14 protein-coding genes are annotated in these 12,721 nt (G+C 68.1%); all 14 read left to right on the top strand.

The window, feature by feature from the left end; all coding sequences use genetic code 11:
• Positions 1–8 precede the first annotated feature (8 nt).
• A complete protein-coding gene (gene hisS, locus AC5P8Z_RS00155; protein ID WP_495227678.1) occupies positions 9–1,406 on the top strand; it encodes a histidine--tRNA ligase in 1,398 nt (465 codons plus the stop codon).
• 26 nt (positions 1,407–1,432) lie between these two features.
• A complete protein-coding gene (locus AC5P8Z_RS00150; RefSeq protein WP_495228300.1) occupies positions 1,433–1,699 on the top strand; it encodes a hypothetical protein in 267 nt (88 codons plus the stop codon).
• A 407-nt stretch (positions 1,700–2,106) separates the two neighbouring features.
• Positions 2,107–2,415: a YerC/YecD family TrpR-related protein gene (locus tag AC5P8Z_RS00145; protein ID WP_495227677.1), complete on the top strand. Its 309-nt coding sequence runs from the start codon at positions 2,107–2,109 to the stop codon at positions 2,413–2,415.
• 34 nt (positions 2,416–2,449) lie between these two features.
• Complete coding sequence (gene hisG / locus AC5P8Z_RS00140; RefSeq protein ID WP_495227676.1) at positions 2,450–3,361, top strand: ATP phosphoribosyltransferase; 912 nt, start codon at positions 2,450–2,452, stop codon at positions 3,359–3,361.
• Positions 3,358–4,653, top strand: coding sequence for a histidinol dehydrogenase (hisD, locus tag AC5P8Z_RS00135; RefSeq protein ID WP_495227674.1), 1,296 nt, complete (start codon positions 3,358–3,360; stop codon positions 4,651–4,653). Before hisG ends, hisD begins: the two co-directional genes overlap by 4 nt.
• Positions 4,650–5,744 (top strand): histidinol-phosphate transaminase, encoded by a 1,095-nt coding sequence (gene hisC / locus AC5P8Z_RS00130; protein WP_495227673.1) that lies wholly within the window; start codon positions 4,650–4,652, stop codon positions 5,742–5,744. Before hisD ends, hisC begins: the two co-directional genes overlap by 4 nt.
• Entirely contained in the window at positions 5,741–6,814 is a 1,074-nt protein-coding gene (hisB, locus tag AC5P8Z_RS00125) for a bifunctional histidinol-phosphatase/imidazoleglycerol-phosphate dehydratase HisB (protein WP_286071813.1), read from the top strand. Before hisC ends, hisB begins: the two co-directional genes overlap by 4 nt.
• Positions 6,811–7,413 (top strand): imidazole glycerol phosphate synthase subunit HisH, encoded by a 603-nt coding sequence (gene hisH, locus AC5P8Z_RS00120; protein WP_295573992.1) that lies wholly within the window; start codon positions 6,811–6,813, stop codon positions 7,411–7,413. Before hisB ends, hisH begins: the two co-directional genes overlap by 4 nt.
• Positions 7,410–8,144 carry a 1-(5-phosphoribosyl)-5-[(5-phosphoribosylamino)methylideneamino]imidazole-4-carboxamide isomerase gene (gene hisA / locus AC5P8Z_RS00115; protein WP_495227671.1) on the top strand — a complete coding sequence of 245 codons (735 nt, stop codon included), beginning with the start codon at positions 7,410–7,412 and terminating at the stop codon, positions 8,142–8,144. The genes hisH and hisA overlap by 4 nt, the downstream gene beginning before the upstream one ends.
• The gene (gene hisF / locus AC5P8Z_RS00110; RefSeq protein ID WP_495227669.1) at positions 8,138–8,914 is read left to right on the top strand and encodes an imidazole glycerol phosphate synthase subunit HisF; all 777 of its coding nucleotides are present in this window, start codon (positions 8,138–8,140) and stop codon (positions 8,912–8,914) included. Before hisA ends, hisF begins: the two co-directional genes overlap by 7 nt.
• Positions 8,904–9,524 (top strand): bifunctional phosphoribosyl-AMP cyclohydrolase/phosphoribosyl-ATP diphosphatase HisIE, encoded by a 621-nt coding sequence (gene hisIE / locus AC5P8Z_RS00105; protein ID WP_495227668.1) that lies wholly within the window; start codon positions 8,904–8,906, stop codon positions 9,522–9,524. The genes hisF and hisIE overlap by 11 nt, the downstream gene beginning before the upstream one ends.
• Before the next feature lie 150 nt (positions 9,525–9,674).
• The gene (locus AC5P8Z_RS00100) at positions 9,675–11,264 is read left to right on the top strand and encodes a calcineurin-like phosphoesterase C-terminal domain-containing protein (RefSeq protein ID WP_286071818.1); all 1,590 of its coding nucleotides are present in this window, start codon (positions 9,675–9,677) and stop codon (positions 11,262–11,264) included.
• A gap of 35 nt (positions 11,265–11,299) precedes the next feature.
• Positions 11,300–11,584: a hypothetical protein gene (locus AC5P8Z_RS00095; protein ID WP_006436871.1), complete on the top strand. Its 285-nt coding sequence runs from the start codon at positions 11,300–11,302 to the stop codon at positions 11,582–11,584.
• A gap of 84 nt (positions 11,585–11,668) precedes the next feature.
• On the top strand, positions 11,669–12,691 hold the full coding sequence (locus AC5P8Z_RS00090) for a glucokinase (RefSeq protein ID WP_295568066.1): 1,023 nt from the start codon (positions 11,669–11,671) through the stop codon (positions 12,689–12,691).
• The last annotated feature ends 30 nt before the right edge of the window (positions 12,692–12,721 follow it).

The raw sequence follows: 12,721 nt of genomic DNA, 5'->3' as shown, positions 1-12,721 counted from the left end.
TTCCGCCCGTGATCAAGCCCCGTACCCCGCCCGGCACCCTTGAACTGCTGCCGCGCGAGCAGATTGCGTTCCAGCGCATGCTGGACGTCATCCGCCGCAACTACGAGCGCTTCGGGTTCCTGCCGGTGGAGACGCCGGTGTTCGAGCTGTCCGACGTGCTGCTGACCAAGTCCGGTGGCGAGACCGAGCGCCAGGTGTATTTCGTTCAGTCCACCGGTGCGCTGGCCAACGCCGCCGAATCGGGTGATCGTTCGCTGCCGGAAATGGCGCTGCGTTTCGACCTGACCGTGCCGCTGGCCCGCTACGTGGCCGAGCACGAACACGAGCTGACCTTCCCGTTCCGCCGCTACCAGATGCAGCGCGTGTACCGTGGCGAACGTGCCCAGCGCGGTCGTTTCCGCGAGTTCTACCAGTGCGACATCGATGTGATCGGCAAGGACAGCCTGAGCGTGCGCTACGACGCCGAAGTGCTGGCGGTCATCCATGCGGTGTTCTCGGAACTGCGCATCGGCGATTTCAGCATCCAGTTGAACAACCGCAAGCTGATGCGCGGCTTCTTCGAAAGCCTGGGCGTGGCCGAGGGCGAGCGCCAGCTGGCCGTGCTGCGTGAAGTGGACAAGCTGGACAAGCGCGGCGCCGATTACGTGCGCGACACGCTGGTGGGCGACGGCTTCGGGATTCCGGCCGAACAGGTCGAGAAGATCCTGGCGTTCGTGGCCGTGCGTTCGCAGGGCCATGCCGATGCGCTGGCCCAGCTGGCGGCGCTGGAAGCCAATGCTGCATCGTCGGACACCCTGCGCGCCGGCGTGGCCGAACTGCGCGAAGTGCTGCAGTTGGTACAGGCGCTGGGCGTGCCGGAAAGCGCGTACTGCCTGAACTTCTCCATCGCCCGCGGCCTGGATTACTACACCGGTACCGTGTACGAGACCACGCTGACCGACCATCCGCAGATCGGCTCGATCTGCTCGGGTGGCCGCTATGAAGACCTGGCCAGCCACTACAGCAAGTCCAAGTTGCCGGGCGTGGGCATCTCCATCGGCCTGTCGCGCCTGTTCTGGCAGCTGCGCGAGGCCGGCCTCATCGACGGGATCGAAGCCAGCAGCGTGCAGGCGCTGGTGGCGCTGATGGACGAGCAGGGCATGGCGCAGTCGCTGGACATTGCCCGCCGCCTGCGCGCCGGTGGCATCAACACCGAAGTGCAGATGGAGCCGAAGAAGATCGGCAAGCAGTTCCAGTACGCGGCAAAGGCGGGTATCCGCTTCGTGGTGCTGGCGGGTGAGGATGAGCTGGCGCGTGGCGTGGTGGCGGTGAAGGACCTGCTGCGCGAGCAGCAGTTCGAAGTCTCCCGCGACGAGCTGGCCAGCACCCTGCAGGTGGAGCTGGAGCAGTCCAAGGCGATGGCGTGATGCGGGCCGCCGCAGGGGCGTTGAGCGTGCTTCTGCTGGCGGGCTGCCAGAGCGACCCGGCGCTGCACAGTGCACGGATGGGGCCGGCACACTACCGGCTGCAGGTCGATCGCTGCCACGTGATCGACCGCGCGCAGCTGGAGGATGACCTGCGAGCCCTGGCCGCTCGGACGTGCGCGGCGGGCGAGGGTGTGTTGGAGAACATCCAGCCGCTGCCGAGCCGGCAGGGCAGCCTGTTCGGCGAATGCCTGCGGCGTGGGGCGCTGCAGGGCGAGGTGCGCTGCCTGCCTTGAGTCGGCCCAGGTTGTTGATTTGAAAGCAGAACGCCCGCCCTTTGGTGGGCGTTCTGCGTTTCCGGACGAAGCCCAGTCGAGCATGGCTCGACTCTACAAAAGCTGTTCTCGATCACTTTCCCAGCGAGATCCAGCAGATCGCGGAAAACTGTCGAAGGCGGGGTGGGTCCGGTTGAGGGGGCGTGAGCCGCATGGATGCGGCGACCGAGCTTACATGGACGTACTTGCAGCGCCCCCTCAACCGGATCCATCCCGCCAACCCTCAGCAACCAGCTTTGGCCTTTGCTCCAGCTTCTGCGGGTGCAGGGCAGCAGCCCTGCCGCCCCCTCAACCCTCGATTTGACGCACTGCGCAAGAATGCGCTAATGTACTAATGCGCTATTACATTGATGCATGGAAACGACCCCGTGAAAGCCCGCCCCGAGATTGCCGCCAAAGACCCGAAGGCCGACCTGGAAGCCCTGGCCCGGGCCTTTGCTGCCCTGCGCGAGCCGGAGCAGGTGGAGGCCTTCCTGCGCGACTTGTGCACCCCGGCCGAGCTGGAGGCCATGGCCGACCGTTGGAAAGTGGTGCCGCTGCTGCAGCAGGGCGTGCCTTACCGCGAGATCCACGAGCGCACCGGCGTCAGCGTGACCACCACCGGACGGGTGGCGCGAACGCTCGAGCATGGCCATCGAGGCTATGCCGCCGCCATCGACCACCTTGCTTCGCGCTGATCCGCGCCCCGTTCTGAACTTCGAGACCTCCCCCATGAGTGCAACCCAGGCAGCGCCGGCACGCGACCGGCTGCGTATCGCCATCCAGAAGAGTGGCCGGCTGGCCGAGCCCGCCCGCAACCTGCTCAGTGCCTGTGGCCTGAGCTGGCGCGAGAGCCGCGACAAGCTGTTCTGCTACGGCGAATCGCTGCCGGTGGACCTGCTGCTGGTGCGCGACGATGACATCCCCGGCCTGATCGCCGATGGCGTCTGCGACCTCGGCATCGTCGGCCGCAACGAGCTGGATGAGCAGGCCGCGGCCCGCCGTCAGATCGGCCTGCCCGATGCCTACCAGGCGCTGCGCGGGCTGGGCTTCGGCCAGTGCCGGCTGATGCTGGCGGTGCCCGAGGAATGGCAGTGGCAGGGCCCGGCGCAGCTGGCCGGCACCCGCATCGCCACCAGTTACCCGGCGATCCTCAAGCAGTGGCTGGGTGAGCAGGGCGTGGATGCGCAGGTGGTCGAGCTGTCCGGTTCGGTGGAAATCGCCCCGCGCCTGGGTACCGCCGACCTGATCTGCGACCTGGTCTCCAGCGGCGCCACGCTGCGCGCCAACCAGTTGACCCCGGTGCACAACCTGCTCGACAGCGAGGCAGTGCTGGCCGGTGCGGTTCGGGTGCCGGATGACGCACGCGCGTCGCTGCGCGCGATGCTGTTGCGCCGTCTCGACGGCGTGGTGCAGCGCCAGGACCGCAAGCTGCTGATGTTCCGCGCCAGCGAGGACCGGGTGGACGCGCTGGCGCAGCTGCTGGCCGATGCCGAACCGCTGGTGCGGCTGCCGGCCGATGGCGGTGCGCTGCGCCTGCAGACCATGTGCCCCGGCCCGTTGAGCTGGCAGCGCATGGAAGAACTGGAGCGCGCTGGCGCGCAGGGCCTGATGGTGTTGAGCGTGGAGCGGTCGCTGGCATGAATCGTCTGATCTGGTCCCGACTTGATGAAGCCGCCCGCAGCGCGGCGCTGACCCGCCCGGTGCAGACCGTGGCGCAGCAGACCCGTGATGCCGTGGCCGCGCTGATCGCGCAGGTACGGTCAGAGGGCGACGAGGCGTTGCGCGCCATCACCGCACGTTTCGATCGCGTCGAACTGACGTCGTTTGAAGTGAGCGACGCGGAGTTCGCCGCAGCCGAAGCCACCGTGCCGGCCGAACTGCGCCAGGCGATGGTCGAAGCTGCCGAGCGCATCACGCGCTTCCATGAGGCCGGCATGGGCAAGGGCTATGCCGTGGAAACCGCACCGGGCGTGGTCTGCGAGCGCATGCTGCGGCCGATCGGCCGGGTCGGCCTGTACGTGCCAGCGGGCAGCGCACCGCTGCCGTCCACTGCGTTGATGCTGGGCGTGCCGGCACAGCTGGCGGGTTGCCCGCAGGTGGTCCTGTGCACGCCGCCACGCGCCGACGGCACGGCCGATCCTGCGGTGCTGGTGGCCGCGCGGCTGACCGGCGTGCAGCGCGTGTTCAAGCTCGGCGGCGCGCAGGCGATTGCCGCGATGGCCTATGGCACCGACAGCATTCCCGCCTGCGACAAGCTGTTCGGGCCCGGCAACAGCTTCGTCACCGAAGCCAAGCAGCAGGTCGCACAGGATGGCGCCGCCGCCATCGACATGCCGGCAGGTCCGTCGGAAGTGCTGGTGATCGCCGATGCCGGTGCCAATCCGGCGTTCGTGGCGGCCGATCTTCTGTCGCAGGCCGAGCACGGCCCGGATTCGCAGGTGCTGCTGCTGACCGACGATGCGGCGATGCTGGCGGCGGTCGAGGCCGAAGTGGAGCGCCAGGTGGCCGTGCTGCCGCGCCAGCAGATCGCACGCCAGGCGCTGTCGGCCTCGCGCCTGATCCAGGTCGATTCGCTGGACGAAGCCTTCGCGATCAGCAACCGCTATGCGCCCGAGCACCTGATCCTGGCCCTGCGCGACCCGCGCGCATGGCTGGACAAGGTGCAGGCGGCCGGCTCGGTGTTCCTGGGGGATTACACCCCCGAAGCACTGGGCGACTACTGCAGCGGCACCAACCATGTGCTGCCGACCGCCGGTGCCGCGCGTGCCTACAGCGGCGTCAGCGTTGCCAGCTTCCAGAACCTGATCAGCGTGCAGAGCGCCAGCGCCGCCGGCCTGGCCGCGATCGGCGCCTGCGCGCGCGTCATCGCCAGTGCCGAGGGCCTCGACGCGCACGAACGTGCGGTCGCCCTGCGCATGGAGGCTGCCGCATGAGCACCGCCATTGATGACGTGCTGGCACTGGTGCGCCCGGACCTGCAGGCCTTTGCCGGCTACACCTCGGCGCGCAGTGCGGCGGTGCAGGGCGAGGTCTGGTTGAACGCCAATGAGTCGGCCTGGGCCAATCCCGCTGATGGTGCAGGCAGCAGCCGGCGCTATCCCGAACCACAGCCCTTGGCGCTGCGCGAAGGCCTGGCCGCACTGTATGGCGTGCAGCCGCAGCAGCTGCTGATCGGGCGCGGTAGTGACGAGGCCATCGATCTGCTGGTGCGCGCGCTGTGCGTGCCGGGCCGCGATGGCGTGCTGGTCACGCCGCCGGTGTTCGGCATGTACGCCGTCTGCGCACGCCTGCAAGGCGCCACACTGATTGAAGTGCCGCTCGTGGACAGCGAGGATGGCCTGCGTGCTGATCTGGATGCGGTGATCGACACCGCCACCGCGCGCAATGCCAAGCTGGTGTTCCTGTGTGCACCGTCGAACCCGGCCGGCAGCGATATCAGCCTGGACGAGGTAGAGCGCGTGGTGGTGGCGTTGCGCGGGCAGGCACTGGTGGTGGTGGACGAGGCCTACGTCGAGTACGCGCAGCGTCCGTCGGCAACCACGCTGCTGGCTGCGCACGCCAACCTTGCGGTACTGCGCACGCTGTCGAAGGCGCACGCGCTTGCCGCCTCGCGCATCGGTACCCTGATCGCAGCTCCGGAACTGATTGCCGTGCTGCGCCGCTGCCAGGCGCCGTACCCGGTGCCGACGCCCTGTGCGGAACTGGCGGTGCAGGCGCTGCAACCGGCCACACTGGCACGCACCGCTGAGCGCGTGGCGACGGTCATCGCCGAGCGCGAGCGGCTGCGCGTAGCGTTGCCCAGCCTGCCCGGCGTGCGCCGCGTGTATGCCTCGTCCGGCAACTACCTGCTGGTTCGCTTCAGCGATGCGCAGGCCGCATTCGATGCACTGCTGGCGGCTGGCGTGGTGGTGCGTGACCAGCGCGCCGCGCCGCAGCTGGGCGATGCCCTGCGCATCAGCATCGGCAGCCCCGAAGAAAACGACCGCGTGCTTGCGGCCCTGTCGGCGGGGAGGGCCGCAGCATGACCCCGATCCTGTTCATCGATCGCGACGGCACCCTCATCGAGGAGCCGGCCGATTTCCAGATCGACGCCTACGAAAAGCTGCGCTTCGTGCCGCAGGTGATCCCGGCCCTGCTGAAGCTGCGCGATGCCGGCTACCAGTTCGTGATCGTCACCAACCAGGATGGCCTGGGCAGCGAAAGCTACCCGCGCGCCAGCTTCGATGGCCCCAACGACCTGATGCTGCAGATCTTCGAAAGCCAGGGCATCCGCTTCCGTGACGTGCTGATCGACTGCAGTTGGCCGCAGGACAATGCACCCACGCGCAAGCCGGGCATCGGGCTGATGACAGCCTACCTGCAGGACCGCAGCATCGACTGGGCGCGCTCCGGCATGGTCGGCGATCGCCTCACCGACCTGCAGTTCGCCGATAACCTCAACATCCGGGGTTTCCAGCTGCGCACCGAACAGTTCGGCGGCGAGTGGGATTGGGCCGGTATCGCACATGCCCTGGCCGATGCACCGCGTACTGCCGTGGTCCAGCGCAACACCAAGGAGACGAAGATCCACGTCGAACTGGACCTGGACCGTGCCGGCGATGCCAACATCCACACCGGCCTGCCGTTCTTCGACCATATGCTGGAGCAGATCGGCAAGCACGGCGGCTTCGCCCTGGACATCCGGGCCGAGGGCGACCTGCATATCGACGAGCACCACACCATCGAGGACACCGGGCTGGCCCTGGGCCAGGCCCTGCGCGAAGCGCTGGGTGACAAGCGCGGCATCGGCCGCTATGGCTTCACCCTGCCGATGGACGAGTCCCTGGCCAGCGCTGCGCTGGATTTCAGCGGCCGGCCGTATTTCGTGTTCGAAGGCGAGTTCAAGCGCGAGCGGGTGGGCGACATGCCGACCGAGCTGGTGCCGCACTTCTTCCGTTCGCTGTGCGATGCCAGCGGGTTGAACCTCAACCTGCAGGTACGCGGTGACAACGACCATCACAAGGTGGAGGCCTGCTTCAAGGCGTTGGCGCGCGCGCTGCGGCCGGCGTTGGCCCGGCAGGGCACGGCGTTGCCGACCACCAAGGGGGCGCTGTGAGTGACGTTGCGCTGATCGACGCGGGCGGTGCCAATCTTGGTTCGGTGCGCTATGCGCTTGAACGCCTCGGCGCCAGCGTTCGGCTGGTGCGCGATGCCGATGGGCTGGTTGGCGCGCAGCGGGTGATCCTGCCCGGCGTCGGCGCGGCGGGTCCCGGTATGCAGCGTCTGCACGCGCAGGGCCTGGTCGAGCCGTTGCAACGGCTGGAAGTGCCGCTGATGGGGATCTGCCTCGGCATGCAGCTGCTGTTCGAACGCTCCGAGGAAGCGGGCGTGGAGACGCTGGGGCTGATTCCCGGCGTGGTGCGCAAGCTGGTGCCGGCCTGCGGCATCCGCGTGCCGCACATGGGCTGGAACCGCCTGTTGCCGCTGCGCGAATCGCTGCTGCTGCGCGGCGTCCCGGAGCGCGCCAGCGCCTATTTCGTGCACAGCTATGCGGCGCCGCTCAATACCCACACCGTCGCTGCCTGCGACCACGGCGGCCTGTTCACTGCCGTGGTGGAGCAGGGGCGCTACTACGGCGCACAGTTCCATCCCGAGCGTTCCGGCGAGACCGGCTCGCTGATGTTGCGCAATTTCCTCGAGGGCACCGCTGCATGAGTTTCATCGTCTACCCCGCGCTGGATATCCGCGATGGCCGCGTGGTGCGGCTGCGCCAGGGCGACTACGCGCAGGAAACCTCGTATGGCGACGACCCCCTGCCGCGCGCGCAGGGCTTCGCTGCGCAGGGCGCGAAGTGGATGCACCTGGTCGATCTGGATGCCGCACGTGCCGGTGGCTACACGCTGGCGCCGCTGTTGGCATCCATTCGTGCACAGACCCCGTTGCAGGTGCAGACCGGCGGTGGCGTGCGCGGCCGCGACGATGTGGCGCGCATCCTCGATGCCGGCGCCGCCCGCGTGGTGGTCGGTTCGCTGGCAGTACGTCGCCCCGACGAAGTGGTCGGCTGGCTGGAGGAGTTCGGTGCCGAGCGCATCACCATTGCGCTGGATGCCCGCCAGGATGCGCAGGGCCAATGGCAGCTGCCTGTGCACGGCTGGACCGAGAGCGCCGGGGTGACGCTGGACGACCTCGCCCTCCGCTACGCGCGCGCCGGCATGCGCCACCTGCTGTGCACCGACATCGCCCGTGACGGCATGCTGGCCGGGCCCAACATCAGCCTTTACCAGCACCTGTCGGCACTGCTGCCGGGCGTGGCGGTGCAGGCTTCTGGCGGCATTCGTGACGTGGCCGATGTTGCCGAAGCGCGAAGTGCGGGCTGCGGCGGTGCGATCCTCGGCAAGGCGCTGCTGGAACAGCGCATGGACCTGGCGGAGGCGCTGGCATGTTGAGCCGCCGCATCATTCCCTGCCTGGACGTGCGCGCTGGCCGCGTGGTCAAGGGCGTGCGTTTCCGTGACCATGTCGACATGGGCGACATCGCCGAGCTGGCGCAGCGCTACCGCGACCAGGGCGCCGACGAGCTGGTGTTCTATGACATCGGCGCCAGCCCCGAGGCACGTTCGGTGGAGGTGGCCTGGATCGAGCGCATCGCACGGCTGATTGATATCCCGTTCTGCGTGGCCGGTGGCATCGACAGCGTGGAGACCGCCCGGCGCGTGCTGTTTGCCGGTGCCGACAAGGTGTCGATCAACTCGCCCGCGCTGGGGCGCCCGGAACTGATCACCGAGCTGGCCGACGAGTTCGGCGTACAGTGCGTGGTGGTGGGCGTCGATTCGGTGCGCGAGCCCGATGGGCAATGGCGGGTGCGCCGCTTCAGCGGTGACCCGGACAAGACCCAGGCAGTGGCGTTGCGTACCCTGGACTGGATCGTCGAAGCGCAGCGCCGTGGTGCCGGCGAGATCGTATTGAACTGCATGGACAGCGACGGCGTGCGCCGTGGCTACGATGTCGTGCAGCTGCAGCAGGCGCGGGCATTGTGCCAGGTGCCGCTGATCGCCTCCGGCGGCGCCGGTGCGATGGAGCACTTCGCCGAAGCCTTCGACCAGGCCGATGTGGATGGCGCGCTGGCCGCCAGCGTGTTCCACAGCGGCGCCATCGCCATTCCGGAATTGAAGCGCTACCTGCGCGGGCAGCAGATCGAGGTGCGGGATGTCTATTGAAGTGAAGCCGTCACTGGATGCGCTGCAGGCGCTGGACTGGAGCAAGGGCGAAGGCCTGCTGCCTGCGGTGGTGCAGGATGCCGATACCCTGCAGGTGCTGATGCTGGGCTATGTGAGCGCCGAATCGCTGGCGGCGACCCTGGCCATCGGCCACATGACCTTCTTCAGCCGCAGCAAGCAGCGGCTGTGGACCAAGGGCGAGCAGTCCGGCAACGTGCTGGTGGTGCAGTCGATCAGCGTGGACTGCGATGCCGACACGCTGCTGGTGATGGCGCGCCCGGCCGGGCCGACCTGTCACACCGGTGCGGAGAGCTGCTTCGATGGCGCGCCGAAGGACTTCCTTGGCGGGCTGGGCCAGCTGGTGGCGATGCGCGAGGCGCAGCGGCCACCGGGCAGCTACACCACCAGCCTGTTCGAGGGCGGCATCCGCCGCATCGCGCAGAAGGTGGGCGAGGAGGGCGTGGAAACCGCCTTGGCGGCGGTGGCGCAGGATGACGAGGCGCTGCTCGGCGAGGCTTCGGACCTGCTGTACCACCTGCTGGTGCTGCTGCGCGCGCGCGGGCTGTCGTTGGAGGATGCGCGGGCGGTGCTGGAAAAGCGCCATCTTTGATGGGTTTGTAGAGCCTAGTCCATGCTCGGCTGCTCTGGAGCTTCAAGCCAGCCGAGCACGGGCTCGGCTCTACAGGGCGCATGCGCCACCGCGTGCGCGATGTCATCAACGGAATCTACAATAGGCGGTCTTTCTTTACCGGACCGTCCCATGAAACTGCCTGCCGCTTGGCTGTGCTGCCTGTTGCTGACCTCGCCGGCCTGGGCCGCGGACACCGTGGTCACTGGCAAGGTCTATCTGGAGCGCGACGGCAAGCCGGGCCGCGGTGCCACCGATCCGGGGCTGGCCGGGGTGCAGGTCTCCAACGGCGAGACCATCGTCAAGACCGCCGCCGATGGCAGCTACAGCCTTCCGGTGCGTGACGGCCAGACCGTGTTCGTGATCAAGCCGGATGCCTACGCCTTCCTGAAAGCGACCGATGGCCTGCCGTCGTTCTGGCGCCACTACCGCCCGAACGGCTCGCCTGCGCTGAAGTACGGCGGCATCGCCGCGACCAGCGACGTCACCCGCAACTGGGATTTCGCGCTGCAGCCGGACCGCCATGACAGCCGCCGTGGTTTCCAGATGCTGGTGTTCACCGATTCGCAGACCGCCAGCCTGAAGGACATCGGCTACTACCAGCAGTCGATCGTGGCGCCGCTGGCCGGCCAGACCAGGGCGCGCCTGGGCACCACCCTGGGCGACATCGTCAACGACGACCTGACCTTGTACCCGGCGATCAACAAGGTCACCACGTCGCTGGGCGTGCCGTGGTTCCATGTGCCAGGCAACCACGACCTCGATTTCGACGCAGCCAGCGACGAGCATTCGTTGGACAGCTGGCGCAACATCTATGGCCCCGATACCTACGCGGTGGAAGAGGGCGGCGCCAGTTTCGTGTTCCTCGATGACGTGGTGTATGACCCGAAGGCCAGGCCGAAGTACGTTGGTGGCCTGCGCGAAGATCAGTTCGCCTTCCTCGCCAGCTACCTGAAGGGCCTGCACAAGGACCGCCTGCTGGTGCTGGGCATGCACATCCCGCTGTTCGACGCGGCGCCAGGGCGCGAGACCTTCCGCCATGCCGACCGCCAGCGCCTGTTCGACCTGCTCAAGGACTTCCGCAACGTGCTGGTGCTCAGTGGCCACAGCCACACCCAGCAGCACGTCTACCACGGCAGAACCGAAGGCTGGAACGGTGACAAGCCGCTGCACGAGTACAACGTCGGCGCCAACTGCGGCGCGTTCTGGTCGGGGGTCAAGGATGCCGCCGGCGTGCCGGACAGCACCATGAGTGATGGCACGCCGAAGGGCTATGCGCTGCTGGATGTCGCCGGCAATGGCAGCTACAGGCTGCAGTACCGTGTGGCAGGCAAGCCGGCCAGCGAGCAGATCGGCCTGCATGCGCCGAAAGTGCTGCGCCAGGGCGCCTATCCGGCGTGGGGCATCTATGCCAACGTCTACATGGGCGAGGATGCCAGCGTGGTCGAGTACCGCGTCGACGGCGGCGCCTGGCAGCCGATGAAGCAGGTCAGCCAGCCCGATCCACGCCTGATGGTGGAGAACGTGGCCGACGATCTGGCTGGCAGCCTGCGCGGCTACGATCGTTCGCCGGAGGCCACCGCATCGCCTCACCTGTGGCGTGGCGCGCTGCCGACGGATCTGGCGGTGGGCAGCCACAAGGTCGAGGTACGCTCCACCCAGCCCGATGGCGCGGTGTTCACCGCCACCAGCAGCTACAGCCTGCAGACTGCCCAGCCCTGATACGCCGCAAGGCCTCTCCAGCGAAAGGACCCCGCATGGATATCCGCTTCATGGCCGGCACTACGCCGGTGACCCTCAGCCGCCACTGGTTCACTGGCGCGATGCTGCTGCAGAGCGCCACCGAGAAGGTCTGGGTGCAGCATCCGTGGCATCCGGGCACGCATTTCTCGTTCTCGCTGGTACAGTCGTGGCTGCGCCACATCGCCGGGCATGAAGTGCTTGTCGAGCGTACCCGGCCGCTGCTGTTCGCCGGTTTCCGCCCGCAGCGGCTGCGGGTGCTGGTGGATGGTGTGCAGGTGGCCGAACAGGAAGGCATGTAGGCCAACCTGAACCACTGTCACGCTAGGCAAAGCCGCCCCGATGCCTGAGAATCGGGGCGATTCAATCGATCCAAGCAGGCCAGCGTGACCATCGCAGCAGCGTCCCCGGTTTCCTCCGACTCCGCCCGCGGCGGTCTTCCGCGCAGTCTCGTTGTCGCCGATGTCGGCGGCACCTTCGCCCGCCTCGCCCTGGCGGAAACGCAACCCGGCCAGGCGCCGCGGCTGGGCAGCCATCGCACCTACGCGTGCGCCGAGCATCCCGGCCTGGCGGCGATCCTTGCTGATTTCACCGCAGGCCTCAGCCAGCCAGTGCAGACCGCGGTGGTGGCCATCGCCGGCCTGCTCGATGGCGATGTGCTGATCAATTCCAACCTGCCGTGGACGGTCTCGCTGTCGGCCACCCGCGCGCAGTCCGGTCTGCATGAGCTGCAGTTGATCAATGATTTCGAAGCGGTGGCGCTGGCCATCCCGTACCTGCAGCCGGACACCCTGGTGCCACTGAACGGCGACGCCGATCCGGCGCAGGCGTTCCCGGCACTGGTGCTGGGTGCCGGTACCGGCCTGGGCGCCGCGCTGCGTTTCGCTGATGGCGAGCGCCCGGTGCTGGCCAGCGAGATCGGCCATGCTTCCCTTGGCGCCGGCAACGCGCTTGAACTGCAGGTACTGGGCAAGCTGCTGCAGCGCTGGCCGCATGTGGACAACGAGCGTGTGCTGTCCGGCAGTGGCCTGATGAACCTGTATCCGTGCCTGTGCGAGCTGCGCGGGTCCACCCCGGCGTGGACCAGCACCGAGGCGCTGATCGGCGCCGCCCGCAGCGGCGAGGATGCGCTGGCCGTGGAGACGCTACAGGTGTTCTGTGCCTGGCTGGGCAGCCTGGCGGGCGACGCAGCGATCGCCGTCGGTGCACGTTCGGTGTACCTGGCCGGCGGCATTTCCGCGCACGTGCAGGATTTCCTGGCCGACGGTCGCTTCCGTGAGCGCTTCCTCAACAAGGGCGTGCTGACCGAAGTGCTGCGCCAGGTGCCGGTGTGGCGCGTGGAACACGGCCAGCTGGGCGTGCTCGGCGCAGCGGTCTGGCACGCCGCACGGCAGCCCACGCACGACTGATCGGCATGGCCGGCATCGGGCCGGCCGTGC

The sequence above is a fragment of the Stenotrophomonas sp. YJH_SMC_17 genome, from assembly GCF_059371655.1.
Note: the sequence above shows the minus strand (reverse complement) of the source record. Positions and strands in the feature narration are given on the sequence as shown.